30 protein-coding genes and 1 riboswitch are annotated in these 25,261 nt (G+C 61.9%); of the genes, 25 read left to right on the forward strand and 5 right to left on the reverse strand.

All coding sequences use genetic code 11. The features are described from left to right. The first annotated feature begins 87 nt into the window (after window positions 1–87). The 21 genes from ACP15O_RS08160 (at window position 88) to ACP15O_RS08260 (ending at window position 18,432) form a co-directional block, all read left to right on the forward strand. Entirely contained in the window at window positions 88–669 is a 582-nt protein-coding gene (locus tag ACP15O_RS08160; RefSeq protein WP_425095576.1) for an OmpA family protein, read from the forward strand. Window positions 670–691: 22 nt separating this feature from the next. Next, window positions 692–1,006 (forward strand): hypothetical protein, encoded by a 315-nt coding sequence (locus ACP15O_RS08165; protein WP_425095577.1) that lies wholly within the window; start codon window positions 692–694, stop codon window positions 1,004–1,006. Between the two features lie 188 nt (window positions 1,007–1,194). Continuing rightward, entirely contained in the window at window positions 1,195–2,166 is a 972-nt protein-coding gene (locus tag ACP15O_RS08170) for a PhoH family protein (protein ID WP_425095914.1), read from the forward strand. 63 nt (window positions 2,167–2,229) lie between these two features. Then, window positions 2,230–2,736 carry an rRNA maturation RNase YbeY gene (gene ybeY, locus ACP15O_RS08175; RefSeq protein ID WP_425095578.1) on the forward strand — a complete coding sequence of 169 codons (507 nt, stop codon included), beginning with the start codon at window positions 2,230–2,232 and terminating at the stop codon, window positions 2,734–2,736. Window positions 2,737–2,780: 44 nt separating this feature from the next. Beyond that, window positions 2,781–3,686 (forward strand): hemolysin family protein, encoded by a 906-nt coding sequence (locus ACP15O_RS08180; RefSeq protein WP_425095579.1) that lies wholly within the window; start codon window positions 2,781–2,783, stop codon window positions 3,684–3,686. Window positions 3,687–3,689: 3 nt separating this feature from the next. Continuing rightward, window positions 3,690–5,177 carry an apolipoprotein N-acyltransferase gene (lnt, locus tag ACP15O_RS08185; protein WP_425095580.1) on the forward strand — a complete coding sequence of 496 codons (1,488 nt, stop codon included), beginning with the start codon at window positions 3,690–3,692 and terminating at the stop codon, window positions 5,175–5,177. A gap of 33 nt (window positions 5,178–5,210) precedes the next feature. Next, window positions 5,211–5,258: riboswitch (SAM-SAH riboswitch) on the forward strand. A 6-nt stretch (window positions 5,259–5,264) separates the two neighbouring features. Further along, complete coding sequence (gene metK / locus ACP15O_RS08190) at window positions 5,265–6,431, forward strand: methionine adenosyltransferase (RefSeq protein WP_425095581.1); 1,167 nt, start codon at window positions 5,265–5,267, stop codon at window positions 6,429–6,431. A gap of 107 nt (window positions 6,432–6,538) precedes the next feature. Beyond that, complete coding sequence (locus tag ACP15O_RS08195; RefSeq protein ID WP_425095582.1) at window positions 6,539–7,279, forward strand: DUF1353 domain-containing protein; 741 nt, start codon at window positions 6,539–6,541, stop codon at window positions 7,277–7,279. Window positions 7,280–7,339: 60 nt separating this feature from the next. Next, on the forward strand, window positions 7,340–8,065 hold the full coding sequence (gene trmB, locus ACP15O_RS08200) for a tRNA (guanosine(46)-N7)-methyltransferase TrmB (RefSeq protein WP_425095583.1): 726 nt from the start codon (window positions 7,340–7,342) through the stop codon (window positions 8,063–8,065). A 41-nt stretch (window positions 8,066–8,106) separates the two neighbouring features. Next, complete coding sequence (locus ACP15O_RS08205; RefSeq protein WP_425095584.1) at window positions 8,107–9,186, forward strand: amidohydrolase family protein; 1,080 nt, start codon at window positions 8,107–8,109, stop codon at window positions 9,184–9,186. A gap of 89 nt (window positions 9,187–9,275) precedes the next feature. Beyond that, window positions 9,276–10,622, forward strand: a complete 1,347-nt coding sequence (gene aroA / locus ACP15O_RS08210; RefSeq protein ID WP_425095585.1) for a 3-phosphoshikimate 1-carboxyvinyltransferase — start codon at window positions 9,276–9,278, stop codon at window positions 10,620–10,622. Between the two features lie 74 nt (window positions 10,623–10,696). Further along, complete coding sequence (locus ACP15O_RS08215) at window positions 10,697–10,852, forward strand: hypothetical protein (RefSeq protein WP_425095586.1); 156 nt, start codon at window positions 10,697–10,699, stop codon at window positions 10,850–10,852. Beyond that, window positions 10,830–11,441 (forward strand): (d)CMP kinase, encoded by a 612-nt coding sequence (locus ACP15O_RS08220; RefSeq protein ID WP_425095587.1) that lies wholly within the window; start codon window positions 10,830–10,832, stop codon window positions 11,439–11,441. The genes ACP15O_RS08215 and ACP15O_RS08220 overlap by 23 nt, the downstream gene beginning before the upstream one ends. Next, window positions 11,441–12,439: an aldo/keto reductase gene (locus tag ACP15O_RS08225; RefSeq protein ID WP_425095588.1), complete on the forward strand. Its 999-nt coding sequence runs from the start codon at window positions 11,441–11,443 to the stop codon at window positions 12,437–12,439. The genes ACP15O_RS08220 and ACP15O_RS08225 overlap by 1 nt, the downstream gene beginning before the upstream one ends. Window positions 12,440–12,651: 212 nt before the next feature. After that, entirely contained in the window at window positions 12,652–14,328 is a 1,677-nt protein-coding gene (rpsA, locus tag ACP15O_RS08230) for a 30S ribosomal protein S1 (protein WP_425095589.1), read from the forward strand. 280 nt (window positions 14,329–14,608) lie between these two features. Continuing rightward, window positions 14,609–14,908, forward strand: a complete 300-nt coding sequence (gene ihfB, locus ACP15O_RS08235; protein WP_425095590.1) for an integration host factor subunit beta — start codon at window positions 14,609–14,611, stop codon at window positions 14,906–14,908. Window positions 14,909–14,920: 12 nt separating this feature from the next. Continuing rightward, window positions 14,921–15,277, forward strand: a complete 357-nt coding sequence (locus ACP15O_RS08240; RefSeq protein WP_425095591.1) for a lipopolysaccharide assembly protein LapA domain-containing protein — start codon at window positions 14,921–14,923, stop codon at window positions 15,275–15,277. Between the two features lie 4 nt (window positions 15,278–15,281). Continuing rightward, on the forward strand, window positions 15,282–15,926 hold the full coding sequence (locus ACP15O_RS08245; protein ID WP_425095592.1) for a phosphoribosylanthranilate isomerase: 645 nt from the start codon (window positions 15,282–15,284) through the stop codon (window positions 15,924–15,926). Window positions 15,927–16,049: 123 nt separating this feature from the next. After that, a complete protein-coding gene (gene trpB, locus ACP15O_RS08250) occupies window positions 16,050–17,288 on the forward strand; it encodes a tryptophan synthase subunit beta (RefSeq protein ID WP_425095593.1) in 1,239 nt (412 codons plus the stop codon). Window positions 17,289–17,521: 233 nt separating this feature from the next. Then, window positions 17,522–17,791 (forward strand): hypothetical protein, encoded by a 270-nt coding sequence (locus ACP15O_RS08255; RefSeq protein ID WP_425095594.1) that lies wholly within the window; start codon window positions 17,522–17,524, stop codon window positions 17,789–17,791. A gap of 125 nt (window positions 17,792–17,916) precedes the next feature. Beyond that, complete coding sequence (locus ACP15O_RS08260; protein WP_425095595.1) at window positions 17,917–18,432, forward strand: helix-turn-helix transcriptional regulator; 516 nt, start codon at window positions 17,917–17,919, stop codon at window positions 18,430–18,432. Between the two features lie 26 nt (window positions 18,433–18,458). Here the strand turns inward: ACP15O_RS08260 and ACP15O_RS08265 are convergent, their stop codons facing one another. Further along, complete coding sequence (locus ACP15O_RS08265) at window positions 18,459–18,830, reverse strand: DUF2237 family protein (protein ID WP_425095596.1); 372 nt, start codon at window positions 18,828–18,830, stop codon at window positions 18,459–18,461. A gap of 15 nt (window positions 18,831–18,845) precedes the next feature. Next, the gene (gene pth, locus ACP15O_RS08270) at window positions 18,846–19,529 is read right to left on the reverse strand and encodes an aminoacyl-tRNA hydrolase (RefSeq protein WP_425095598.1); all 684 of its coding nucleotides are present in this window, start codon (window positions 19,527–19,529) and stop codon (window positions 18,846–18,848) included. 126 nt (window positions 19,530–19,655) lie between these two features. Here pth and hmuQ point away from each other — a divergent pair, with 126 nt between their 5' ends. Then, window positions 19,656–19,979: a heme-degrading protein HmuQ gene (gene hmuQ, locus ACP15O_RS08275; RefSeq protein ID WP_425095599.1), complete on the forward strand. Its 324-nt coding sequence runs from the start codon at window positions 19,656–19,658 to the stop codon at window positions 19,977–19,979. Between the two features lie 66 nt (window positions 19,980–20,045). Here the strand turns inward: hmuQ and ACP15O_RS08280 are convergent, their stop codons facing one another. Together ACP15O_RS08280 and ACP15O_RS08285 are read right to left on the reverse strand one after the other, a co-directional pair. Beyond that, window positions 20,046–20,672 carry a 50S ribosomal protein L25/general stress protein Ctc gene (locus ACP15O_RS08280; protein WP_425095600.1) on the reverse strand — a complete coding sequence of 209 codons (627 nt, stop codon included), beginning with the start codon at window positions 20,670–20,672 and terminating at the stop codon, window positions 20,046–20,048. Window positions 20,673–20,791: 119 nt separating this feature from the next. Continuing rightward, window positions 20,792–21,955 (reverse strand): alpha-hydroxy acid oxidase, encoded by a 1,164-nt coding sequence (locus ACP15O_RS08285; protein ID WP_425095915.1) that lies wholly within the window; start codon window positions 21,953–21,955, stop codon window positions 20,792–20,794. A gap of 127 nt (window positions 21,956–22,082) precedes the next feature. On the opposite strand from ACP15O_RS08285, the gene ACP15O_RS08290 reads away from it, so the two are divergent. Beyond that, the gene (locus ACP15O_RS08290; protein WP_425095601.1) at window positions 22,083–22,523 is read left to right on the forward strand and encodes a MaoC family dehydratase; all 441 of its coding nucleotides are present in this window, start codon (window positions 22,083–22,085) and stop codon (window positions 22,521–22,523) included. A 114-nt stretch (window positions 22,524–22,637) separates the two neighbouring features. Here ACP15O_RS08290 and trpA read toward each other — a convergent pair whose 3' ends face one another. Then, window positions 22,638–23,429, reverse strand: a complete 792-nt coding sequence (trpA, locus tag ACP15O_RS08295) for a tryptophan synthase subunit alpha (protein WP_425095602.1) — start codon at window positions 23,427–23,429, stop codon at window positions 22,638–22,640. Between the two features lie 195 nt (window positions 23,430–23,624). On the opposite strand from trpA, the gene ychF reads away from it, so the two are divergent. Both ychF and ACP15O_RS08305 read left to right on the forward strand, forming a co-directional pair. Next, entirely contained in the window at window positions 23,625–24,722 is a 1,098-nt protein-coding gene (gene ychF, locus ACP15O_RS08300; protein WP_425095603.1) for a redox-regulated ATPase YchF, read from the forward strand. Window positions 24,723–25,000: 278 nt separating this feature from the next. Further along, window positions 25,001–25,189: a hypothetical protein gene (locus ACP15O_RS08305; protein ID WP_425095604.1), complete on the forward strand. Its 189-nt coding sequence runs from the start codon at window positions 25,001–25,003 to the stop codon at window positions 25,187–25,189. Window positions 25,190–25,261 lie beyond the last annotated feature (72 nt).

Consider the following 25,261-nt stretch of genomic DNA (forward strand, 5'->3'; position numbering starts at 1 on the left):
AAACTACTGGTATTCTTATGTTGTCGGAGCCGGTTTTCCGTGCCGTTTGGTCAAAGGGTATTCGGGTTCCTTAGGGGGAATAGGTAAATGACAGGGGCTGTGGCGAAAATGTTTTCAAACGCGCTTCGTGCGGCTGTTGCGGGTGCATTGGTTTCGGGGCTGGCGTTGGCCTCCGCGCCAATGGCGCAGGCACAGAGCCGTACCGTAAACGGGGAACGCTATGTTCCCACCATCTGGATTGACCCGGACGGATGCGAACACTGGGTGATGGATGACGGGGCCGAGGGCTATATGAGCCCCCACACCAACCGTCAGGGCGTGCCGGTCTGCCATCCCGTCAATGTCTGCGGGGTTATGAACTCGGATCAACTGTTCGCAACGGACAGCTATCGCATCAGCGCATCGGGCCGCGCCAAGCTGAAGCAATTCTTCGGCCAGTCCAATGCCCGCGCGTATATCATCGCCGGTCACACCGACAGCCGGGCCTCGGATGAATATAACATGCGGCTTAGCTATAACCGGGCGAATTCGGTTGCGCGGGTTGCCTCGGGGGTTGGGGCCAACATCATTGATGTGCGCGGCTATGGCGAGCGGATGCCGAAAGTGCCCAACACCTCGGCGGCGAATATGCAGCAGAACCGCCGCGTTGAAATCATTTGCGTCAAGTGACCGCCACAGGGAGACCGATAAGATGAAACTGATCAAGATCGCTACTGCCCTGGCCATGGTTGGCGTTTTGGCTGGCTGTGAATATGGCGGCCACGGTACCGTGGGCTCGGATAAGACCCGCGACCGCGGCACCGACAAAAAACACCTCAGTCAGCTGAAAGCCGGTATCTGGGTGGATCCCAACGGCTGTGACCACTGGATCATCGACGACGGAGTCGAAGGCTACCTGTCCGCCCGCCTGGACAAATACGGCAAGCCCGTCTGCTCGGGCGCGGCACCTCCGGGCGTGGCCACGGGCCCGTTCAAAAAGGGCTCGCCGATTTCCGATCCGCTCTGAGTTTGGGGCGATTTTGCCTTGCAAACAGGCCGTCAGGAATGCCCTGGCGGCCTTTTTCATGCCGATTTCGTGACAATCGCACACCACAGCTTGCGCGACTCTATGGATGGTGCCACCATATCTGTACACCACTTACGCAGGAGACCTGATTGCCTACCAGCATTCTGACCCCGCCCGAAGACCCGTCCATGCTAATGCAAGCGGAACTGGAATTCCCCGACAATCGCTTGTTGATTGATCTGTGCGGCGAATATGACCGCAACCTTGCCAAGATCGAACAGCAATTGGGCGTACAGATCATCCGGCGCGGCAATCAGCTGATCGTCCATGGCGAAGAGGCCGCCGTGAAAGAGGCCCAGGACGTGCTGCAATCGCTCTACGAACGGCTCGAATCCGGCCGCGAGGTCGAACACGGCGACATCGACCGCGAGATTCGCATGGGCGGCTCGGACGCCGGCACCGGCACCCGCGACGGCGATCAGTTGGAAATGTTCCGCGGTGGGAAGGTCGAAATCAAAACCCGTAAAAAACTGGTCGAACCGCGCACCGACGCGCAAAAAGCCTATGTCCAAAGCCTCTTTGCACATGAACTGGCCTTCGGCATCGGCCCCGCCGGCACCGGCAAAACCTATCTGGCCGTCGCTGTCGGCGTGTCGATGTTCCTCAATGGCGATGTGGATCGCATCATCCTGTCCCGCCCCGCGGTCGAGGCTGGCGAAAAACTCGGCTACCTGCCCGGCGACATGAAGGATAAGGTCGATCCCTACATGCAGCCGCTCTATGACGCGCTGAACGATTTCCTCCCCGGCAAGCAAGTCGCCAAACTGATCGAGGAAAAACGCATCGAAATCGCCCCCCTGGCCTTCATGCGCGGGCGCACCCTCTCCAATGCCTTCGTGGTTCTGGACGAGGCGCAGAACGCCACTTCAATGCAGATGAAAATGTTCCTCACCCGCCTGGGCGAAGGCTCGCGCATGGTGATCACCGGAGACCGCAGCCAGGTGGACCTGCCGCGCGGCGTCTCTTCGGGCCTGCATGACGCCGAACGCCTGCTCGGCAACATCCCCAATATCAGCTTCAACTACTTCACCGCCAAGGACGTGGTCCGCCACCCCCTTGTCGCCGCCATCATCGAAGCGTATGAGGCCGACGAAGCCTGACCCTTTCTTTGCTCGGACAATACTCCGGGGGTGTGGGGGCTGGCCCCCACGCTGCGGTGACATATGCTGACAGACACAATCATAGAGGACGACCGCTGGAGCGCGGCCAACCTGCCCGCCCTGGCTGAAACGGCGGCGCAGGCCACTCTGCGCCACCTCGGCCTTGCCCCCGATGACTTCGAAATCGCCATTCTGGCCTGCGATGACGCGCATATTGCCACGCTGAACGCCGATTTTCGCGACAAGCCCCAGCCCACGAATGTGCTGTCCTGGCCGTCCCAGGAACGCGGGGCCGAAACCGATGGCGCCGTGCCCGATCTGCCCGCCCCCGGCCTGCCTGGCCTCCCCGAGGAACTGGGCGACATCGCCATCGCCTGGGAAACCTGCGTGCACGAGGCCACGCAGGCGGCCAAACCGCTGGACCATCACCTGACCCATCTGATCGCCCACGCGACCCTGCATTTGCTGGGCTATGATCACATCCGTGACAAGGATGCCACGTTGATGGAAGGGATCGAGACTGAAATACTTGGCAAAATGGGTATTCCTGACCCATATTCACAACACTAAGCGGTCAGTGCAGATTTACTGAGCCGCATCATTGGAAAGGTAAAATGGGCGACAGCACCGACGGGTCCTCTACGGCAGCGCAGAGCGCGCAGTCAGACGACCAACTTCATAGCCAGCCGAAAACTGGTTTCTTCCGCCGCGTGATCGGGGCGCTCAGCCCCTCGGATGTCGGCGAGGCCCCGCCCGATGGCGCGCCTCGGGTTTCTGCATCCGATGCGGCCCAGCCTCTTTTGGATATTCTGTCCCTGCGCGGCAAACGCGTCGAGGACGTGGCCATCCCCAAGGCGGATATTGTCTCGGTTCCCGACACGATCACCAAGGACGATCTGGTGACGCTGTTCCGCGAAACCGGGCTAAGCCGTCTGCCGGTCTATACCGGGACGCTGGACACGCCCATCGGGATGCTGCACCTAAAGGATTTCGCGCTCAGATACGGGTTCAACGGCAATGGCCAGGGCCCCTTCGCCGCCGATCAGATGCTGCGGCCACTGCTTTACGTGCCGCCCTCGATGCCTATCGGGGTGTTGTTGCAGAAAATGCAGACGGAACGGCGGCATATGGCGCTGGTCATTGACGAATACGGCGGCGTGGACGGGCTGGTCACGATCGAGGATCTGATCGAACAGATCATCGGCGAAATCGAAGACGAGCACGACACGGAAGAGGCCGATTTCTGGATCAAGGAATCCGAAGGCCAGTATCTGGCGCAGGCCAAATCCCCGCTGGATGAGTTCGAGGCCGAGATCGGCCAGTCCCTGACCGACGCCGAGGAGGTGGACGAAGAGGAAATCGACACTCTGGGCGGGTTGGTCTTCATGCTGTCGGGCCGGGTGCCCGCACGCGGCGAGGTGGTCAAGCATCCCTCGGGGCCGGAATTCACCGTGGTGGATGCCGATCCCCGCCGGATCAAGCGTTTGCGGGTGCGTCTGCCCGACAGGGCTGCGGGCTGATCCATGCGCGCGGTCCGGGCGCAAGAGTGGCTCTTGCCGATTGGCCTGGGCGCGGTGGCCGCATTGGGGCAGGCGCCCTTTGATCTGTGGCCCCTGACGGTGATCGCGCTGGCGCTGGCGCTGGCGCTGCTGGAGCGGATACAGACCTGGCAGCGGGCCGCGCGTCTGGGCTGGCTGATCGGCTGCGGCTATTTTCTGCTGTCGATGGTCTGGATCGTGCAGCCGTTTTTCGTGGATCCCTGGCGGCATGGCTGGATGGCGCCTTTTGCTCTGGGTTTTATGGCCGCAGGGCTGGCGATGTTCTGGGCTTTGGGGTTTGGGCTGGCGCGCCGGTTGGGCGGGCCGGCGATGCTGATCGGAACGCTGACCCTGGCCGAGCTGCTGCGCGCCTATCTTTTCACCGGCTTTCCCTGGGCGCTGATCGGGCATTCGCTGGTGGACACACCCCTGGCGCAGATGGCCTGGGGTGTTGGGGCGCATGGGCTCAGCGTTCTGATCCTGATCGGCGCGGTCGGGCTGCGCGCGCTGTGGCGGCGCGATTGGGCCGTGGGGGGCGTGATTATTGCGGCGCTGGCGGGCTGCTGGATGTGGGGGCAGGGGCGTCTGAACGCCTCCGCGCCGCTGGAAAACCGCCCGGTTCTGCGACTGGTTCAGCCCAACGCACCGCAGCATCAGAAATGGGATCCGGCCTATTATCCGATCTTTTTTCAGCGGCAGGTGGCCTTTACCGCCGCCCCCGCTGCGCGCCGTCCCGATCTGATCCTTTGGCCCGAAACCGCCGTTCCTGTGCTGCTGGAGGATGGCGCGCGCGTTTTTCAGACCATCGCCGAGGCCGCCGCAGGCAGCCCTGTCGTGCTGGGTATTCAGCGCTATGAGGGGCTGAGCCTGTATAATTCGGCCGTTCTGCTGGACGGGGCGGGGCAGCTTGCGCAGGTCTATGACAAACACCACCTTGTGCCCTTTGGCGAATATATCCCGCTGGGCAGCCTGCTGTCCGGATGGGGGCTGCACGGGCTGGCGGCGGCCGATGGCAATGGCTTTGCCGCGGGGCCAGGCCCGGTAGTGATGGAGCTGGGGCCCCTGGGCCGGGCCTTGCCGTTGATTTGTTATGAGGCGGTGTTTCCCGCTGATGCCGCCGCCCCCGGCGCGCGGCCCGATTTCCTGATGCAGCTGACAAATGACGCCTGGTTCGGGATGTTCTCGGGGCCGTATCAGCATCTGGCGCAGGCGCGGCTGCGCGCGATCGAGCAGGGCCTGCCCATGGTGCGGGTGGCCAATACCGGCGTGTCCGCGATGATTGACGCCCAAGGGCAGATCACCGCGCAGATCGGGCTGGGGCAGGCGGGCTGGGTGGATGCTGTCTTGCCGCCGGGGAACGGCCCGACGCTCTATGCGCGCCTGACGGATTGGGGGATCGGGGCGATCTTACTTTTGGTTGTTTTGTCGGCGGCGCTGCTCAATCACGGGAAGTTGCGCCGCGAAACCCGTTGACCCCGCCCGCCTGGGGGCGTAACCACTGGTTATTCCCCGTCACAACGGCTTCCTGACGTGGCGGGCAGACTTACTGGAGCACTCTTCATGTCACGACAGAACTACATTTTCACCTCCGAATCCGTCTCGGAGGGGCACCCCGACAAGGTGTGCGACCGGATCTCGGATGCGGTGCTGGACGCCTTTCTGGCCGAAGAACCCAGCGCGCGCGTCGCCTGTGAAACCTTTGCCACCACCAATCAGGTGATCGTCGGCGGCGAGGTCGGCCTGTCAGACAAAACCCGCCTGGCCGAATATATGAATCGCATTGACGGGATCGTGCGCGATTGCGTCAAGGACATCGGCTATGAGCAGGATAAATTCCACTGGTCCACGCTGAAAGTGGGCAATTTCCTGCATCCGCAATCGGCCCATATCAGCCAGGGCGTCGATAAGGACGGCGCGGGCGATCAGGGGATCATGTTCGGCTATGCCACCGATGAAACACCCGAATTGATGCCCGCTCCGGTGCAATATGCCCATGCGATCCTGCGCCGTCTGGCCGAGGCGCGCAAATCGGGCGCCGAGCCCACCCTGGGCCCGGATGCCAAATCGCAGCTTTCGGTGCGCTATGAAGATGGTAAGCCGGTGGGGATCAGCTCGGTTGTGCTGTCCACGCAGCATATGCACGAAAGCCAGACCAGCGATGACATCCGCGCCATCGTCGAGCCCTATATCCGCGAGGTTCTGCCCGAAGGCTGGCTGACGGCCGATACCGAATGGTGGGTGAACCCGACCGGCACGTTCGTCATTGGCGGCCCCGATGGCGATGCGGGCCTGACCGGGCGCAAGATCATCGTGGACACCTATGGCGGTGCGGCCCCGCATGGGGGCGGCGCGTTCTCGGGCAAAGACCCGACCAAGGTGGACCGCTCGGCCGCTTATGCCGCGCGCTATCTGGCGAAGAACGTGGTGGCCGCGGGTCTGGCCAAACGCTGCCTGATTCAGGTGTCCTATGCGATCGGTGTGGCCAAGCCGCTGTCGATCTATGCCGATACCTTTGGCACGGGCGAGGTGCCCGATGCACAGATCGAACGGATTGTCAGCCAGTGCATGGATCTGACTCCGCTGGGCATCCGCACCCATCTGGACCTGTGCCGCCCGATCTATGCGCGCACCGCCGCCTATGGCCATTTCGGCCGCCCCCCCGAAGCCGATGGCGGTTTCAGCTGGGAGCGCACAGACCTGACCGAGGCCCTGCGCGCCGCGCTCTAAGCCGCTCGGTTCCTGCCCGCCTGGGGCAAATTCACGCTTGAACCTATGGGGAATTCCGCACTAGCTTGGTGCGGAATTTTCTTATCCATTTGCGTTCAGGTGATCATATGTTGCGCATTATTTCTTGTTGTTTCTCGTTGCTCTTGCTGGCGGCTTGCGATCCGGCGGGGCTGGGCCCTGTTGCCACCGAAGAGGGCGCGGGGCCGGTTTGTTCCGGTCAGGGCAGCGCGCGCTGCCAATTCGTTAACGGCCCGGTAAAGCTGACCCAGGATCCGGTGAAACTGGCCACCCGGCGGGCGCTGTTCTATCCCATGGCGGATGCGCTGGATTTTGTGGATGGGAAAGCCGATGTCTGGCAGGCCCCGCAGGGGACGCTGACCGATGGTGCCTCGATCCCGCCGCTGTTCGTTGGGATTGTCGGCAACCCGACCTCGGATCAGTTCGCGCAGGCTGCGGCCATTCACGATGCCTATTGCGGGATCGGCAATGAGGGCGGGGCCAGGTATCATTCGCGCCCCTGGCCGCAGGTGCATCGCATGTTCTATGATGCGTTGCGCGTGGGCGGCACCCCTGAACGCAAGGCCAAGCTGATGTTCGCCGCCGTTTGGCTGGGCGGGCCGCGCTGGGGGGTGTGGGATCGCGGATTGCTGGATGTCCCCGGCAGCGAGAAACAAGACATCCTGCGGCAGGCTCAGGGGCTGATCGACACGCAGAACCCCTCGGTTGATGAACTGGTCGGGTTCCTGTCCCGCGCCGAGGCGCTGGCCATCGCCAAATCGCGCAACACCGTGCATGGCGGCGGGGCGGACGGGCATGGCTATTATGGGGGCGATCCGTCGGACTACTAAGGGCCGATTGCCCAAAGGGGCCATTGATCCGCCCGGCTGCTCAGGCTACACCGCGCCATCATGACTGACGAAAAACACCCCGAGTCCCACCCGTCGGGCGCCCCCTGGCGCAACTTCTATGGCCGTTTCAAAGGCAAGGGCCTGCGCGACAGCCAGCAGCGCTATCTGGACGAGGATTTGCAAAAACTCTCGCCCGGTGCCGTGTCATGGGAGCAAAACCCCGAACGCACCAAACTGGACCTTGAGGCGTTGTTTCAGGGGCGTGATGTCTGGCTTGAGGTCGGCTTTGGCGGGGGGGAGCACATGGTCCATCAGGCCCAGCAGAACCCGCAGGTCGGGTTCATCGGCTGCGAGCCCTATATCAACGGCGTGGCCATGCTGCTGGGCAAAATTCGCGATGCGGGCTGCGATAATATCCGCATCCATCCGGGCGATGCGCGGGATATGTTTGACGTGCTGCCCGAACAGTCGATCAGCCGGGCGTTTCTGCTGTATCCCGATCCCTGGCCGAAAAAACGCCACCACCGCCGCCGGTTCGTCACTCCCGAACATCTGAAGCCGCTGCACCGTGTGCTCAAACCCGGCGCGATCTTCCGCGTGGCCACGGATATTCCCGATTACGTGCGTCAAACCCTGGAAGAAGTGCCCAAAGCGGGCTTTGACTGGCTGGCCGAGCGCCCCGACGATTGGCGACAGCCCTGGGGCGACTGGATTTCCACCCGCTATGAACAAAAGGCCCTGCGCGAGGGCCGCACGCCGCATTATCTGACCTTCGTTCGGCGCTGATCTGTGCTATCTTTGCGGGTATTTTGCCCGGAGAGATTCTTGTGTCCGATATTCAGATTACCAATTGTCATATTCACACCTTTACCACGCAGCATGTGCCGGTAAGCTATCCGTTCGCCTGGCTGCGCCCGCTGAAAAAGGCGCCGCTGGTGGTGCGGGGCATTGCGGGCGGGCTGGCCTTGCTGGGGCAGCATCCGCTATCCGAGAAAGTCCGGCGGCTCTATGATTTCCAGAACGAGGCCGCCGCTGCCGATCAGCGCGCGATCTTGCAGAATCTGCTGCCGCATTACCCCTCGAATACGCGTTTTGTGGTGCTGCCCATGGACCTGAGCGCCATCGGATATGGCGCGCCCCCCGTGCCCTTGCGCGCGCAGCATGACGAGCTGGCGGCCATGGCGCGCGATCCGCAGCTGGCGCGCAACGTGATTCCCTTTGCCACGATCGACCCGCGCGCCGACCCGCAGGCGACGGAATTGACCCGCGCCCTGGACGATCTGCATTTCAAGGGCGTGAAAATCTATCCCCGGCTGGGCTTTGCGCCCGATGATCCGGTGCTGATGCAGCGGGTCTATCCCAAAATGCAGGCCGAGGGGCTGCCGCTGATGACGCATTGTTCGCGCGGCGGGGTGCAGGGCCGCACGCTAGAGCCCTACTGGGCCGACCGCTACACCGATCCGGCCACCTATATTCCCGTGATGCGCCAGTTCCCGCAGCTGCGCATCTGTCTGGCGCATTTCGGCGGTCAGCACGATTGGAAATCCTATATTCAGGCCGGCCCGGATTACGACCGCGCCACCAATTGGCAGGTGCAGATTCGCAAAATGATCGGCTCGGGCGACTTTCCGGGGCTGTGGACGGATATTTCCTATACCCTGTTTCATTTCGAGGATTACATCCCCTTCCTGCGCATGTTCCTGACCGGCGATGATCTGGCCAGCGAACGGTTGCGTCGGCGGGTGCTGTTCGGCTCGGATTTCTATATGACGCGGCAGGAAAAACTGTCAGAGCGGGCGGTGTGCTTTCGGCTGCGCAATGCCCTGGGCGAAGAGATTTTCCGGCAGATTGCCGAGGAAAACCCCAAAGTCTGGCTTGGCGAGAGCACCGAGCCCCCTCTGCCGTAGATGTCGGGCAACCCAGACATGGACTCCAGACATGGACCGGCGCGCGCCCTTGGGGTATGACGCGTGCGAACACCTGCAAGGAGACCCGCATGTCCGGCCATGGCACCCCGATCCCGATGACCTCTTCGAAATGCGGCCCGCTGTTGGGGCAGGCCGATGTGCCGGGGGACAAGTCGATCTCGCATCGCGCGATTATTCTGGGGGCGATGGCGGTTGGCGAAACCCGGATCACCGGCCTGCTAGAGGGCGAGGACGTGCTGGACACCGCCAAGGCCATGCGGGCCTTCGGCGCAGAGGTGACGCGCGATCAGGACGGCACCTGGCATATTCACGGCGTGGGTGTGGGCGGCTTTGCCGAGCCGGACAACGTGATTGATTGCGGCAATTCGGGCACCGGCGTGCGGCTGATCATGGGCTGCATGGCGACCTCGCCGATCACGGCCACATTCACCGGGGACGCCAGCCTGAACAAACGCCCCATGGCGCGCGTCACCGATCCGATTGCCCTGTTTGGCGCACAGTCCGTGGGCCGCTCGGGGGGGCGCTTGCCGATGACCATCGTGGGCGCGGAAAACCCGGTGCCGGTGCGCTATGTGGTGCCTGTGCCCTCGGCCCAGGTGAAATCGGCGGTGCTGCTGGCCGGGCTGAACGCGCCGGGCGAAACCGTGGTGATCGAGAAAGAGGCCACCCGCGACCACACCGAACGGATGCTGGCCGGTTTCGGCGCGCAGATCACCACCGAGGTCACGGACGAGGGCCGGGTGATCACCCTGACCGGCCGCCCCGAGCTGGCCCCGCAAACCATCGTGGTCCCGCGCGATCCGTCCAGTGCGGCTTTTCCGGTCTGTGCGGCGATCATCACGCCCGGCTCGGACGTTCTGGTACCCAATATCGGCCTGAATCCCACCCGCGCGGGGCTGTTCTACACTTTGCAGGAGATGGGCGCGGACCTGACCTTTGAAAACATGCGCGAAGAAGGGGGCGAACCCGTGGCCGACCTGCGCGCGCGTTTCTCGCCCGATCTGAAGGGCATCGACGTGCCACCCGAACGCGCCGCCAGCATGATCGACGAATACCCCGTTCTGTCCGTGGTTGCGGCCTTTGCGCAGGGCGACACGGTGATGCGCGGCGTCAAGGAACTGCGGGTCAAGGAATCCGACCGGATCGAGGCGATGGCCTCGGGGCTGCGTCTGAACGGGGTTCAGGTCGAAGACGGCCCCGACTGGTGGATCGTCAAGGGGCGAGGCCATGGCAACGTGCCCGGCGGGGCCACCTGCGCCAGCCATCTGGACCACCGGATCGCGATGTCTTTTCTGGTGATGGGCATGGCCAGCGAAACCCCTGTCAGCGTGGATGACGGCGGCCCGATCGCCACGTCCTTTCCGATTTTCGAAGGTCTGATGGCCGATCTGGGGGCCCGCATCACGCGCGGCTAGACCATGCCGTGCGGGGGGGGGGCTGCGGATTTCACTCGTTCCGGCAGAAAGGCGGCGGGCGGATCTGCGCCGCTTTGGGCACAGTAGGCAAGACCGGCCAGACCCGGCTGGAAAACCACATTTTCTGCGCCTACAAAGGGGATGAATACGAATTGACCGACCCGCTGCCGTATCACGAACGGGGCTGGTCCAGCGAGGTGCTCTCTCATGTCTTTCGCGATTGCCATTGATGGGCCCGCCGCGGCCGGAAAAGGCACGATTTCCAAGGCGGTGGCCGCGCATTACGGCTTTGCTCATCTGGATACGGGGCTGCTGTATCGCGCGGTGGGGGCCAGGACTCTGGCCGGGATGGATGCGCTGGAGGCCGCGCAGACCCTGACCGCCGAGGATCTGGAGGATGACAGCCTGCGCACTCCGGATGTGGCTCAGGCGGCGTCCAAAGTGGCGGTGATTGCGGAGGTGCGCGCGGCCCTGGTGGATTTCCAACGCGCCTTTGCCCGCCGGGCGGGGGGCGCGGTTCTGGATGGGCGCGACATCGGCACGGTGATCTGCCCGAATGCCGCGGCCAAGCTGTTCGTCACCGCCAGCCCCGAGGTGCGCGCCAAACGCCGCTATGAAGAGCTGACCGGCAAGGGGCTGGAAACGGACTATGACACCGTGCTGGCCGACGTGATCGCGCGGGACGAGCGCGACATGAACCGGGCCGAGGCCCCCTTGAAACCGGCCGGGGATGCGGTGTTGGTGGACACGTCGGACCTGTCGATCGAGGCGGCCATTGCCGCTGCCATCGCTGCCATTGATATGAAAAGAGGTGCCTGATGAAGCTGCGCAAACTGGGCAAGAACGGCCCTGAAATCTCGGCTCTGGGGATCGGGGCGATGTCCTTCTCAGATTTCTATGGCGCCACCACCGAGGAAAACTCCTTTGCCATTCTGGACGCCGCCCGCGCGGCTGGGGTGACGCATATTGATACCTCGAATGTTTATGGGATGGGCCGGTCTGAAACGGCCATCGGCGCCTATCTGAAGGCCAACCCCGGCGCGCGCGATCAGTTCCACATCGCGACAAAGGCGGGTATCTCCAGCGACGCCGAGGGGCGGCGGGTGTTCAAAAACACGCTGGACCATCTGGAGAGCGAGCTGGATGGCAGCCTCAAACGTCTGGGGCTGGACTGTGTGGATCTGTTTTATGTCCATCGCCGCCAGGCGGATATTCCCATCGAAGAGGTCGCGGGCCATATGGCGCGGCTCAGGGAAAAGGGCAAAATTCGCGGCATCGGGTTTTCGGAAATCGCGCCCGCGTCGCTGCGCCGGGCGGTCACGGAAACCCATGTGGATGCGGTGCAATCGGAATATTCTCTGTCCACGCGTCTGCCCGAAATGGGGCTGGTGCAGACCTGCGCGCAGCTGGGGACGGCGCTGATGGCCTTCTCGCCTGTGGGCCGCTCGTTCCTGACGGATGATCCGATTCCGCTGTCGCGCGTGCCCGATCTGGCCTTCTTGAAGGTGAACCCGCGCTTTATACAGCCCAACTATCAGGCCAATATCGCGGCCACCGATCCGTTCCGCGCCTATGCGGCCCAGCTGGGCGTGCCCGCTGCGGCGCTGGCCATCTCTTGGGTGCTGGCGCAGGGCGATCATATCATCGCCATCCCCGGCACCCGCGCCACGGGGCATTTCGCCGAGCTGGTCACAGGTGCCAATCTGAAGCTAAGCGCCGATCAGCTGGCCCAAATCGCGGAAATCCTGCCCATAGGCTGGGCCCACGGGGATCGCTATAGCCCGGATCAGAACATCGGCCCCGAGGCTTATTGTTAAGGGCATCGCGCGCCATTAACCCTTGCCAACAAAGGGCGTAGCGGCTATACGCCCCCCGTCGACAAGGCGAGCAACGCCGCAGAATAAAAGAGATCGAGCAGGGTCGGAACCAACCGGCCCTCTTTGTTTTGCGTCACGCCCTGACCAAACCAAGACCGGCGGAGACAACCGCTCGGCCCGAAAAATCGTTTTGTAAAGGAATGAAACGCCACATGGCTAACGCAACCATGGAGGAATTCGAAGCCCTCCTGAATGAAAGCTTCGAAATGGACACCCCGAACGAGGGTTCGGTTGTCAAAGGCAAGGTCATCGCAATCGAAGCGGGCCAGGCCATCATCGACGTCGGCTATAAAATGGAAGGCCGCGTTGATCTGAAAGAATTCGCAAACCCCGGCGAAGCCCCTGAAATTGCTGTTGGCGACGAAGTCGAAGTCTTCCTGCGCGCCGCAGAAAACGCCCGCGGCGAAGCCGTCATTTCGCGTGAAATGGCCCGCCGTGAAGAGGCATGGGATCGTCTGGAGAAAGCCTACGCCAACGAAGAGCGCGTCGATGGCGCCATCTTCAACCGCGTCAAAGGCGGCTTTACCGTGGATCTGGGCGGCGCTGTTGCCTTCCTGCCCGGCAGCCAAGTGGACGTGCGCCCCGTGCGCGATGCCGGCCCGCTGATGGGTCTGAAACAGCCGTTCCAAATCCTGAAAATGGACCGCCGCCGCGGCAACATCGTTGTCTCGCGTCGCGCCATCCTGGAAGAATCGCGTGCCGAACAGCGCGCCGAGGTTATCGGCAAGCTGGCCGAGGGCGACACCGTCGAGGGCGTGGTCAAGAACATCACCGAATACGGTGCCTTCGTTGACCTGGGCGGCGTTGACGGCCTGCTGCACGTCACCGACATGGCCTGGCGCCGCGTGAACCACCCGTCGGAAATCCTGTCGATCGGTGAAACTGTCAAAGTGCAGGTCATCAAGATCAACAAGGAAACCCACCGCATCAGCCTGGGCATGAAGCAACTGCAAGAAGATCCGTGGGATCTGGTGGCTGCCAAGTACCCGCTGGCCTCGGTCCACAAGGGCCGCGTGACCAACATCACCGACTACGGCGCATTCGTCGAACTGGAGCCGGGCGTCGAAGGCCTGGTCCACGTTTCGGAAATGTCCTGGACCAAGAAAAACGTCCACCCCGGCAAAATCGTTTCGACCAGCCAGGAAGTCGATGTCATGGTTCTGGAAATCGACGGCGCCAAGCGTCGCGTTTCGCTGGGCCTGAAACAGACCATGCGCAACCCCTGGGAAGTCTTCGACGAGACCCACCCCGAGGGCACTCAGGTCGAGGGCGAAGTCAAGAACATCACCGAATTCGGTCTGTTCATCGGCCTGCCCGGCGAGATCGACGGCATGGTGCACCTGTCGGATCTGTCCTGGGACGAGCGCGGCGAGGATGCCATCCAGAACTACCGCAAGGGCGATGTCGTCCAGGCCGTGGTTTCGGAAGTGGACGTCGAGAAAGAGCGTATCAGCCTGTCGATCAAAGCCCTGGGCGGTGACAAGTTCGCCGAAGCCGTGGGCGGCGTGAAGCGTGGCTCGATCATCACCGTCGAAGTGACCGCCATCGAAGACGGCGGCATCGAGGTGGAATACGAAGGCATGAAATCCTTCATCCGCCGCTCGGATCTGTCGCGTGACCGCGCCGAACAGCGCCCCGAGCGCTTCTCGGTCGGTGACAAGGTTGACGTGCGCGTCACCAACGTGGACAGCAAAACCCGCCGTCTGGGTCTGTCGATCAAAGCGCGCGAAATCGCCGAAGAGAAAGAGGCCGTGGAACAGTACGGTTCGTCCGACTCGGGTGCGTCGCTGGGCGACATCCTGGGCGCAGCTCTGAAGGGCGACAACTAAGTCCCCTTCGGCAGTGCCGAAAAAATCAGCCCCGCGGCAGCAATGCCGCGGGGTTTCGCGTTCCGAATCAATTGGGTTAACGCTGCAACGCAACAGCGCCTTCGCAGCCGCAAAATTCGGGCGTCTTTGCGTGCAGATGCTATTTTTTGCAGGTTTGACTAGGGGTTAGGTGGCTGATTTTCGCGTTTCACGGAACCTAATGGTTCACCTGTGCTTGCTTTCTTCTTATAGTCCTATCCATAAATAGGGCCACAGATTTAACACCCGGGGGAGGTCACCGATGATCCGATCGGAACTCATTCAAAAGATTTTCGAAGAGAACCAGGACCGGTCCTCGGAAAATCAGCTGACGATGCGCGATGCTGAAAAAATCGTGAATACTATTTTCGAAGAAATTACTGCGGCCATGTCGCGTGGCGACCGCGTCGAATTGCGCGGCTTCGGTGCGTTTTCCGTAAAGCAGCGGGATGCTAGGGTGGGCCGGAACCCGCGCACCGGGGAATCGGTGGAAGTCGAGGAAAAACACGTTCCCTTCTTCAAGACCGGCAAGCTGCTGCGCGACCGTCTGAACGGAAAGTAAAGTACCGAACACATGCGCTATATTCGCTATGCCTTCCTTGCCTCGCTGGGCGTGGTTCTGATCACTGTCGCTCTGGCCAATCGGGGTGCGGTGACGCTGACCCTGCTGCCTGAACCTCTGGCTGAATTGCTGGCGGTCAACTGGACGCTGAAGCTGCCGCTGTTTGTCGTCATTTTCGGCGGGATTGTGGCCGGATTGCTGATCGGTTTCGTCTGGGAATGGCTGCGCGAACACAAACACCGCGCCACCGCCGCCCGCAAGGAACGCGAGGTGCACGATCTGGAGCGCAAACTGAAGCGCGAGCAGCGCAAGGCCGTCGAAAGCGGCCAGCAGGACGAGGTTCTGGCGCTGCTGGAGCAGAAATCCTGAGCCCATGCCGGCGGATGTCAAAGTCAAAATCTGCGGGCTGACGCAGCCTGAACATGTGCTGGCCGCCGCGCAGGCAGGCGCGGCCTACGCGGGCTTTGTGTTCTTTCCCAAATCGCCCCGAAATGTGGGGGTCGCCCAAGCCCGCGCCCTGGCGCTGGAGGCCCCCGTGGGCCTGGCCAAGGTGGCTCTGGTTGTGGATGCCGATAACGCTCAGCTGGATGCGATTTTGGAACAGGTGCCGCTGGATATGTTGCAGTTGCATGGGGGGGAAACGCCTCAGCGTGTCTTGGAAATCCGTGCCCGCTACGGTTTGCCCGTGATGAAGGCCATCGGCATCGCCGAGGACACGGACCTGGCCCAGATCGAGACCTATGCCAGCGTGGCCGATCAGCTGTTGATCGACGCCAAGGCCCCCAAGGGTGCCGATCTGCCCGGTGGCAATGGGCTGTCTTTTGACTGGCGGCTGGTCAATCGCAAATACTGGCCCTGCCCGTGGATGCTGGCCGGAGGGCTGACCCCTGAAAACGTGGGATTGGCCGTGCAGATGACGGGCGCGCGGCAGGTGGACGTATCCTCGGGGGTGGAAAACGCCCCCGGACAGAAGGACGCGGGCCTGATCCGGGCCTTTGTCCGCGCGGCTCTGGCCTAGGCAGGGCAGGGCGCTATATTCTGCGCCAGCTGCGGGGCCATTTGCGGCAAAACGCATTGAATTGCCGGATGCGGCCCCTTATGCACGACATGTCTTAATAATACCTGATCGAAGGGGAGCCCCATGGCCGACGATCTTTTCAACAGCTTCATGAACGCACCCGACGAAAAGGGACGCTTTGGACAGTTCGGCGGGCGTTTCGTCTCGGAAACCCTGATGCCGCTGATCCTGTCGCTGGAGGCCGAATACGAAAAGGCCAAGACCGACCCCACCTTCTGGGCGCAGATGGACGATCTGTGGAAACACTATGTGGGCCGCCCGTCGCCGCTATATTTCGCCGAAGGCATGACAGAACGGCTGGGCGGGGCGAAAATCTATCTGAAACGGGACGAACTGAACCACACCGGCGCGCACAAAATCAACAACGTGCTGGGGCAGATCCTGTTGGCCAAGCGTATGGGCAAAAACCGGATCATCGCGGAAACCGGGGCGGGGCAACACGGCGTGGCCACCGCCACCGTCTGCGCCAAGTTCGGCCTGCAATGCGTGGTCTATATGGGTGCGCATGATGTGGAACGTCAGGCGCCCAACGTGTTCCGGATGCGCCTGCTGGGCGCCGAGGTCGTGCCCGTCACCAGCGGCCGCGGCACGCTGAAGGACGCAATGAACGACGCGCTGCGCGACTGGGTGACCAACGTGCGTGACACGTTTTATTGCATCGGCACCGCGGCTGGCCCCGCGCCTTATCCGGCGATGGTGCGTGATTTCCAGTCGATCATCGGCAAGGAAGTCCGCTGGCAACTGGCCGAACAGGAAGGCGAAGGCCGTCTGCCCGACACGGTGATTGCGGCCATCGGCGGGGGCTCGAACGCGATCGGGCTGTTCTATGATTTCCTGAATGACGATCAGGTCAAGATCATCGGCGTCGAGGCCGGCGGCAAAGGCGTGAACGAAAAGATGGAGCATTGCGCCTCGTTGACGGGGGGGCGGCCGGGCGTGCTGCACGGCAATCGCACCTATCTGTTGCAGGATGACGACGGGCAGATCCTTGAGGGGCACTCGATTTCCGCCGGTCTGGATTATCCCGGTATCGGGCCCGAACACAGCTGGCTGCATGACATTGGCCGCGCCGAATACGTCTATGTCACCGACAAAGAAGCGCTGGAGGCGTTCCAGTTCTCTTGTACCTCCGAGGGCATCATCCCCGCGCTGGAACCCTGCCACGCGCTGGCCCATGTGATGAAGATCGCCCCCACACTGCCCAAGGATCATATCCTGGTCATGAACATGTGTGGCCGCGGCGATAAGGACATCTTTACCGTCGCCAAACACCTGGGCGTGGACATCCAGACCGGCGGCTGATCCGGCCCTGCATTGTGAAACGCATTCCCCCGCCCCTTTGGGCGGGGTTTTCTTTTGCGGCATCCCAATATGTCTCTAAACCAAAGTTTATGCAGATGGATCAGAGGGTTATACCCGCAGATTTAAACCCAAGTCGCATAGAAAAGCAGCGCGACAATCCTTTTGTAAGCCTCATCGAACGCGGACCCACCGCAACGAGATTTGAAAACGGTCTTACACATAGGAGAATGACCATGAAAAAACTGCTGACCGCCGTCGCCGCTACTCTGGTTGCCACCACTGCCATTGCCGCCCCCGTGGGCGGGTCTTATCAGGCCGATGGGGGCTGGAATGGCCAGGTTGCCACCGATCACGTCACCAAGACGAACCTGACCGCGTGCTATGATCACGTGCAGGCCGCGCCCGCCGTTGTGGCAGGGGCCGATGCGCTGACGGACCACCCGGAAAACGCCGCGCCGCTGTGCAATACCACGCTGGGGACGGATGATATCTTGGGGCAATAACCCCCGATGGGGGCGGCTTCGGCCGCCCCTGTTCTTTGCAATGCAGGCGCAGAAAAATCTGCCGCGCAGCTTGCCAAATCCGGGTGCCGTATCTACCTCAAGGATCAGGAAACGCGGAGGTCCCGGTGACCCTTTCACAGAAAAAAGCCATTCTGATGGCCATCATGGCCGTGCAGGTCTTTTGTACCTTTTTCTTTGTGGCCGGTGTGCTGAAGCACCAGCTTGGGATCGAGGATTTCCTGCCATTTCGGCATCGTGAAACCGCTGAAATCGGCGCTGCGATCGGGCTGACGCTGGGCGGTGCGATGGGCTGGGTGGCGTTGCGCCGGGCCTTGCTGCGATCCCATCGGGCCGAGGCGAAATTACGGCTGGCCTCGGGGGCTTTCATGGAACTGCTGGACGAGAGGTTCTCGGATTGGCGGCTGACCCCGGCCGAGCGGGATGTCGCGCTCTTTGCGCTCAAAGGGCTTAGCACGCATGAAATCGCAGACATGCGCAACACTTCGGAGGGCACGGTCAAGGCGCAGTCGAATGCGATCTACCGCAAGGCCGGCGTCGGCAGCCGGTCGCAATTGCTGAGCCTGTTCATCGAGGATCTGATGCTGGGCGATATTCCCCCGGCCGCTGCCAGCACGGCCTGACGCGCTGCGGCCGATCTGCGGCTCTGTCAGGGGGCCGCGTGCTGCTGTAGAATGTCCAGCCGGACGATCTGAAGCGCGGAAACATGCGTGGCGGCCAGATTGACCTGTGGCGCGCAGCCTTCGTCATGGGCTTGGAGGAAACGCGCTGCGCACAGGCACCACTGATCCCCCGGTTTCAGCCCGGCAAACCCGAATTCCGGGCGGGGCGTAGATAGATCGTTGCCAACATACTTGGAATAGGCCAGAAATTCGGCCGTCATGATGGCGCAGACGGTGTGGCTGCCGGTATCTTCGGCGCAGGTGTTGCAATGCCCGTCACGGAAAAACCCGGTCAGAGGATCGTGCGAGCAGGGCGTCAGCGCGCCGCCCAGAACATTGACTGAAGAGAGTTTTTCCATCGGCTTTCCTGGGGTTCAGCGGAATTTATCCAGCAGTTTCTCCATCGGGCTGCGGGCGTCTTCGGGGGTGGGCTGGGCCGGTTTGGCCTGCGCTGCGGGCTGGGGTTTGCCCCCGGATTTGGACGCGCGCGCAGGTGCCACGCGCAGGGCGATGGCGTTCAGGAATTTGGGGCCTTCTCCGGCGGCCAGATCGGGCGCGCCGTCTGAAATCCCGCGCATCAGATCGTCCAGCCAGCCCTGTTCGGCCTTGGCGAAATCGGCCAGCACATAGCCGGAAACACGGTCTTTATGCCCCGGATGCCCGATGCCCAGCCGCACCCGCGCGTAATCGGCCCCGATATGCTGATGGATCGAGCGCAGCCCGTTATGCCCGGCATGTCCCCCCCCTTGTTTCAGGCGGGTTTTTCCGGGGGCCAGGTCCAGTTCATCGTGGAAAACCGTCACATCGTCCGGCGTCAGCTTGTAGAAGCGCATGGCCTCGCCCACGGATTGCCCCGAGAGGTTCATGAAGGTTTCGGGCTTCAGCAACAGCACTTTTTCGCGGCCCAGACGGCCCTCGGTGATCTGTCCCTGGAACTTTGATCGCCAGGGCGCAAACCCATGATCCGCCGCCACCCGGTCCAGCGCCATAAAGCCGATGTTGTGCCGGTTGCCCGCGTATTTCGTGCCCGGATTGCCCAGACCCACCCAAAGCTGCATGTCGATTACCCTTGTTTGCGCGCTGGCAGGTTATTGACCTTGGGCGCTAAATTCAATCTAGTGCGCGCGCCAGCCCGGAGTTTTGCGCCCTCGCCAGCCTTGATGTTGAACAGCTGAGGAGCGAAAATGTCCTATATCGCCATGAACCGTTTCCGCGTCGTGCCGGGCGGAGAAGAGCAATTCGAAACCATCTGGCGCGAGCGTGAAAGCCATCTGAAAAAACTGCCCGGTTTCGTCGAATTCCGCGTCCTGAAAGGGCCGGAAAAGGACGGGTATCGGCTCTATTCCTCGCATACCCTGTGGAAAACCGAAGAGGATTTCCAGGCCTGGACCCGGTCCGAGGAATTCCGCGCCGCGCATAAAAATGCGGGCAATCGCGGCACCAAGGATCTGTTGATGGGCCCGCCGGAATTCGAAGGGTTTCAGACCGTGCTGCACGAAACGCTCTGATCGAAATGCAAAAGGCGCGACCCGCGATAGGGCCGCGCCTGAAACTGTTCCCCGGTGGGGGGCAGATTATTCCTCTGCCGCAGCCTCTTCGCCGTCTTCGGCTTCGTTTTCTTCCGAACGCAGACCCGACGGGGCCGAGATGTTCGCGATCACGAAGTCACGGTCGATGGTGGGCTTGGCGCCTTCGGGCAGGGTCACGTCGCTGATGTGCAGCACGTCGCCAACCTCGGCGTTCGACAGGTCCACGGTGATGTGATCGGGGATCTCGCCGGCCAGCACTTCCAGCTCCACCTCGGGGCGCACGATGGTCAGCACGCCGCCCTTTTTGATGCCGGGGCAGGTTTCCTGGTTTGCGAATTCAACGTGGATGAACAGGTTGATGCGCGAGGTACGACGCAGGCGCATGAAATCCACGTGGGTCGGCAGGTCTTTGACAACGTCGCGCTGCACATCGCGGCAGATCACGCGCACGTCTTCCTGGCCGTCAACTTTCATGTTGAACAGGGTCGATTTGAAACGACCGGCTTTCAGACGCTTGAACAGTTCGTTGAACGGGATGTTGATGGGCAGCGGCTCTGCGTCGCCACCAAATACGATACCCGGTACTTTGCCGTCCCGACGTGCCTGACGAGCGGCGCCCTTGCCTGTCCCCGTACGGACCTCGGCGTGAAGATCAGGAATTGCTCCAGCCATGATAATTCTCCAAATGTTTAGACTGACGGGGATCCTCCAAGGCTGTATCCCCGCATGAAGCCGCGCGTATAGACCAGTCTGCGGCATTTGGAAAGGCCCTATTTTTCAAGCCCTCCCGGTTATTGCCAGCGCCCTTCGAAATCTTGCGGGATCATCAGGATCGAGCGGTCCAGTTCCCCCAGGTTGCGCCGCCCGCACAGCGCCATCGAGGTGTCGAATTCCTTGTGCAGCACCTCCAGCGCACGGGTCACGCCGGCCTGACCCATCGCGCCCAGACCATAGATGAACGCGCGCCCGATATAGGTGCCCTTGGCGCCCATCGCCACGGCCTTCAGGATGTCCTGACCCGAGCGAATGCCGCTGTCCAGATGCACCTCGATCTGATCGCCCACCGCGTCCAGAATCGACGGCAGCGCCCGGATCGAGCTGATCGCCCCATCCAGCTGCCGCCCACCGTGATTGGACACGACGATGGCATCCGCGCCTACTTGCAGCGCCATTTTCGCATCCTCGGCGTCCAAAATCCCCTTCAGGATCACCGGCCCGCCCCACATGTCCTTGATCGCGGCGATCTTGCCCCAATCCAGCGTCGGATCGAACTGTTCCGCCGTCCAGGCCCCCAGGTTCGCCGTATCCGAGACCCCCTCGACATGGCCGACAATATTGCCGAAATTCCGCCGCTTGGCACCCAGCATCTCAATCCCCCAGCGCCATTTCGTCATCAGATTGGCAACGGTCGCGGGCGTCAGTTTCGGCGGCGCAGACAGCCCGTTTTTCAGATCCTTATGGCGCTGTCCCAGGATTTGCAGATCCAGCGTGATCACCAAAGCCGAGCATTGCGCCGCCTTCGCCCGCTCGATCAGCCGGCGCAGGTAATCCTGATCCTTCATCGTATAAAGCTGAAACCAGAAAGGTTTCGTCGTCGCCTCGGCCACATCCTCGATCGAGTTGATCGACATCGTGGACAGCGTGAAAGGCACACCAAAGGCTTCGGCGGCGCGGGCGGCCTTGATTTCGCCATCGGCGCATTGCATCCCCGTCAGCCCCACCGGCGCCAGCGCAACGGGCAAGGCCACATCCTGCCCGATCATCCGCCCCGCCGTGGATCGCCCCGACATATCCACCGCCACGCGCTGCCGCAGGCGAATCCGGTCGAAATCGCTGGTGTTCTCACGAAAGGTCTGCTCGGTCCAACTGCCGCTTTCGGCATAATCGTAAAACATCCGCGGCACGCGGCGCTGATACAGGCGTTTCAGATCGTCGATACAGGTGATCACAGGCATGACAGGGGCCTTTTTGCTCATATTGGTGAGATTTCCTTACCAATACCTTCCCTTCGGCGCAATCCCAAATGCCGTTGCTCCCCCCGGCTGGCTCGGGCACTCTGCCCCAAACACAAAGGAAAACAGCATGTATTTTGATGACCTGCCAGTGGGCTACACATTTGAAACCGGCACGCGCCAGATCCCTCTTCAGGATATGATCGCCTTCGCCCGGCAATACGACCCTCAGCCCTTTCACCTCAGCGAAGAGGCCGCCAAGGACACGATCTACGGCGGGCTTATCTCCAGCGGGTTTCAGACTCTGATCGTTGGCTTTTTGCTGACGCTGGATGCCGACATCTGGAACGAAGCCTCCCTGGGCTCGCCCGGCATTGATAACCTGCGCTGGCTCAAACCCGTCCGCCCCGGCGACACGCTACAAGTAAAAGCCGAAGTCACCGGCTCCGAGCCCTCAAAATCGCGCCCCGGCATCGGCCGCACCCATATGCGCTATGACACCTATAACCAGAATGGCGAAAAAGTAATGACCTACACCACCACCCATATCCTGCGCCGCCGGGCCGAATGATCCTGCCGCTTCTTTCTGATCGAACTACTCCGGGGTTTGGGGCAGCGCCCCAAGACCTCTCCTTGCGCACTGACCGTCAGCCCAGTGCAGCCCAATGGGCAAATCACGCGCCGCTCAGGCCCGATGCGCGCCATCCGCCAGGGATTTGACGAATTCCAGAACCTCGCCCACCGGCTTGCCCGAGGCCAGCTCGCCCACAATGGCCGAGCCCACAACGCAGCCGTCAGCCACGCCGGCAATGGATTCCGAGGTCTCGGGCGAACGGATGCCAAAGCCCACGATGACCGGCAGGTCTGTCTTGGCCTTGATCCGCGCCACTTCGGGGGCCACATCCACCGCCTGGGCGGCCGCCGCGCCGGTGATCCCGGTGATCGAGACATAATAAACAAAGCCGCTGGTGTTTTGCAGCACGGTCGGCAGGCGCGCGTCATCGGTGGTGGGAGTCGCCAGACGGATAAAGTTCAACCCCGCTTTTTGCGCCGGGATGCACAGCTCTTCGTCTTCCTCGGGGGGCAGGTCCACCACGATCAGCCCGTCGATGCCCGCAGCCTTCGCATCCACCAGGAATTTATCGACACCGCGGTTAAAGATCGGGTTGTAATAGCCCATCATTACAATCGGCGTGCTGTCATCGTTTTTGCGAAACTCGGCCGCCATATCCAGCGTTTTCTGCAAGGTCTGGCCGCTGTCCAGCGCGCGCTGACCGGCCAGCTGGATGGTCGGCCCATCCGCCATCGGATCGGTAAAGGGCAGGCCCAGCTCGATCACATCGACACCCGCAGCCGGCAGCCCTTTCAGCACCTCCAGCGACGTATCGTAATCGGGATCGCCCGCCATGATATAGGCGACGAAGGCTTTCTTGCCTGCTGCGTTCAGCTCGGCGAACTTGGCGTCGATACGTGTCATACCCGGATCCCTATTCTGTCCTGCGCTCCGATGTGCCGCAAAAGGGGCGGGAACTCAATGGCCGGAGGGCGCGAAATGCGCAATTTCCACGGGGGCCGGTGCCCTGAGCGGCCTTGCCATGCAGGCCCGCCCGTTCTAAGAGCGGCCAACTGGAGTTTTTATCGGATCGGACATCCGATCACACGGAGGCCGCAGATGGGTTTCAAGATGGGGATTGTCGGGCTGCCGAACGTGGGCAAATCGACCTTGTTCAACGCGCTGACGAAAACAGCGGCGGCGCAGGCGGCGAACTTTCCGTTCTGCACGATCGAGCCCAACGTGGGCGATGTGGCCGTGCCCGATGCGCGTCTGGACACGCTGGCCGGGATCGCCGGATCCAAGCAGATCATCCCCACGCGCATGACATTCGTGGATATTGCGGGCCTGGTCAAAGGGGCCTCGAAGGGCGAAGGCCTGGGCAACCAGTTCCTGGCCAACATCCGTGAAACCGACGCCATCGCCCATGTGTTGCGCTGTTTCGAGGACGGCGACGTGACCCATGTCGATGGCCGCGTGGACCCGGTGGCCGACGCCGAAACCATCGAAACCGAACTGATGCTGGCCGATCTGGAATCCATCGAAAAGCGCCGCGCCAATCTGGTGCGCAAGCTGAAGGGGAACGATAAGGAAGCCAAGGAACAAGATCGCCTGCTGGCTGCCGCTCAGGACATGCTGGAAAACGGCAAACCCGCCCGTCTGGTCGAGGTGGACGCCGAGGACCGCAAGATGTGGAACCAGCTGCAACTGCTGACCACCAAGCCGGTTCTGTACGTTTGTAACGTCGGCGAGGCCGAGGCCGCCGAGGGCAACGACTATTCCGCCAAAGTCGCCGCGATGGCGGCCGAGCAGGGCAATTCACACGTCATCATCTCGGCGCAGATCGAGGAAGAGATCAGCCAGCTGGACGATGACGAAGCCGCCATGTTCCTGGACGAAATGGGCCTGGAAGAGGCCGGCCTGGACCGCCTGATCCGCGCGGGCTATGAGCTGCTGCACCTGGAAACCTACTTTACCGTCGGCCCCAAAGAGGCGCGCGCCTGGACGATCCGGGTGGGCACGCAGGCCCCTCAGGCCGCCGGTGTGATCCATGGCGATTTCGAGAAGGGCTTTATCCGCGCCGAAACCATCGCCTATGACGATTATGTCGCCTGCGGCGGCGAGGCAAAGGCCCGCGAAACCGGCAAACTGCGCGCCGAAGGCAAGGGCTATGTGGTGCAGGACGGCGATGTCATGCACTTCCTGTTCAACACATAACAGCGATGGGCGGCGCCGTCTTTCCCCGCGCCGCCGCTGCCTGCGCCCGGTGATTCTGCATCCGGACGATGCCGCGTCGCAGCGGGCCCTCCGTCTTCATTTGCCGCCGAACCCGGCATTTCAGCGCATTTTTCGAACATATGCTACGCATCAAGGCGGAAAACTGCCGTTTCTAGCCGCATTCTCGGGCGAATTTCTTTTTTTTATTACGATGCTGTGAGATCAAAAATACAGGCTGCGCGTGTCTGCGTCGCCAATATGCATGTTGGAGAGACATTATGAAAAAATTTACCATTGCTGCCGCCGCTGCTCTGGCTCTGGCTTCGGCCGCTCCGGCCATGGCTGACACCAAAACTTCGGACGATCCGTTCATCTCGACCGCTGGTCTGGAAATGGGCCCTGCCGCTGCCGTTGGCATCCTGGGCACCATCCTGGTTATCGGCATCGCATCCTCGGGCGATTCCTAAGTTCGCCCGTTTCTCTTAGCAATCGGAAAAGGCGCGGAACATTCCGCGCCTTTTTCAATGTGTCTTCGGTGG

Origin of the sequence: Youngimonas ophiurae (nom. illeg.) (assembly GCF_049803795.1) — a bacterium.
Taxonomy (GTDB): Bacteria; Pseudomonadota; Alphaproteobacteria; order Rhodobacterales; family Rhodobacteraceae; genus Thalassobius.

What these genes read in the sequence shown, in the direction of transcription:
- ACP15O_RS08160 (WP_425095576.1), top strand. Translation starts at nt 88, where the DNA reads ATGACAGGGGCTGTGGCGAAAATGTTTTCAAACGCGCTTCGTGCGGCT.
- ACP15O_RS08165 (WP_425095577.1), top strand. Translation starts at nt 692, where the DNA reads ATGAAACTGATCAAGATCGCTACTGCCCTGGCCATGGTTGGCGTTTTG.
- ACP15O_RS08170 (WP_425095914.1), top strand. Translation starts at nt 1,195, where the DNA reads ATGCTAATGCAAGCGGAACTGGAATTCCCCGACAATCGCTTGTTGATT.
- ybeY (WP_425095578.1), top strand. Translation starts at nt 2,230, where the DNA reads ATGCTGACAGACACAATCATAGAGGACGACCGCTGGAGCGCGGCCAAC.
- ACP15O_RS08180 (WP_425095579.1), top strand. Translation starts at nt 2,781, where the DNA reads ATGGGCGACAGCACCGACGGGTCCTCTACGGCAGCGCAGAGCGCGCAG.
- lnt (WP_425095580.1), top strand. Translation starts at nt 3,690, where the DNA reads ATGCGCGCGGTCCGGGCGCAAGAGTGGCTCTTGCCGATTGGCCTGGGC.
- metK (WP_425095581.1), top strand. Translation starts at nt 5,265, where the DNA reads ATGTCACGACAGAACTACATTTTCACCTCCGAATCCGTCTCGGAGGGG.
- ACP15O_RS08195 (WP_425095582.1), top strand. Translation starts at nt 6,539, where the DNA reads ATGTTGCGCATTATTTCTTGTTGTTTCTCGTTGCTCTTGCTGGCGGCT.
- trmB (WP_425095583.1), top strand. Translation starts at nt 7,340, where the DNA reads ATGACTGACGAAAAACACCCCGAGTCCCACCCGTCGGGCGCCCCCTGG.
- aroA (WP_425095585.1), top strand. Translation starts at nt 9,276, where the DNA reads ATGTCCGGCCATGGCACCCCGATCCCGATGACCTCTTCGAAATGCGGC.
- ACP15O_RS08220 (WP_425095587.1), top strand. Translation starts at nt 10,830, where the DNA reads ATGTCTTTCGCGATTGCCATTGATGGGCCCGCCGCGGCCGGAAAAGGC.
- ACP15O_RS08225 (WP_425095588.1), top strand. Translation starts at nt 11,441, where the DNA reads ATGAAGCTGCGCAAACTGGGCAAGAACGGCCCTGAAATCTCGGCTCTG.
- rpsA (WP_425095589.1), top strand. Translation starts at nt 12,652, where the DNA reads ATGGCTAACGCAACCATGGAGGAATTCGAAGCCCTCCTGAATGAAAGC.
- ihfB (WP_425095590.1), top strand. Translation starts at nt 14,609, where the DNA reads ATGATCCGATCGGAACTCATTCAAAAGATTTTCGAAGAGAACCAGGAC.
- ACP15O_RS08240 (WP_425095591.1), top strand. Translation starts at nt 14,921, where the DNA reads ATGCGCTATATTCGCTATGCCTTCCTTGCCTCGCTGGGCGTGGTTCTG.
- ACP15O_RS08245 (WP_425095592.1), top strand. Translation starts at nt 15,282, where the DNA reads ATGCCGGCGGATGTCAAAGTCAAAATCTGCGGGCTGACGCAGCCTGAA.
- trpB (WP_425095593.1), top strand. Translation starts at nt 16,050, where the DNA reads ATGGCCGACGATCTTTTCAACAGCTTCATGAACGCACCCGACGAAAAG.
- ACP15O_RS08255 (WP_425095594.1), top strand. Translation starts at nt 17,522, where the DNA reads ATGAAAAAACTGCTGACCGCCGTCGCCGCTACTCTGGTTGCCACCACT.
- ACP15O_RS08265 (WP_425095596.1), bottom strand. Translation starts at nt 18,830, where the DNA reads ATGGAAAAACTCTCTTCAGTCAATGTTCTGGGCGGCGCGCTGACGCCC.
- pth (WP_425095598.1), bottom strand. Translation starts at nt 19,529, where the DNA reads ATGCAGCTTTGGGTGGGTCTGGGCAATCCGGGCACGAAATACGCGGGC.
- hmuQ (WP_425095599.1), top strand. Translation starts at nt 19,656, where the DNA reads ATGTCCTATATCGCCATGAACCGTTTCCGCGTCGTGCCGGGCGGAGAA.
- ACP15O_RS08280 (WP_425095600.1), bottom strand. Translation starts at nt 20,672, where the DNA reads ATGGCTGGAGCAATTCCTGATCTTCACGCCGAGGTCCGTACGGGGACA.
- ACP15O_RS08285 (WP_425095915.1), bottom strand. Translation starts at nt 21,955, where the DNA reads ATGCCTGTGATCACCTGTATCGACGATCTGAAACGCCTGTATCAGCGC.
- ACP15O_RS08290 (WP_425095601.1), top strand. Translation starts at nt 22,083, where the DNA reads ATGTATTTTGATGACCTGCCAGTGGGCTACACATTTGAAACCGGCACG.
- trpA (WP_425095602.1), bottom strand. Translation starts at nt 23,429, where the DNA reads ATGACACGTATCGACGCCAAGTTCGCCGAGCTGAACGCAGCAGGCAAG.
- ychF (WP_425095603.1), top strand. Translation starts at nt 23,625, where the DNA reads ATGGGTTTCAAGATGGGGATTGTCGGGCTGCCGAACGTGGGCAAATCG.
- ACP15O_RS08305 (WP_425095604.1), top strand. Translation starts at nt 25,001, where the DNA reads ATGAAAAAATTTACCATTGCTGCCGCCGCTGCTCTGGCTCTGGCTTCG.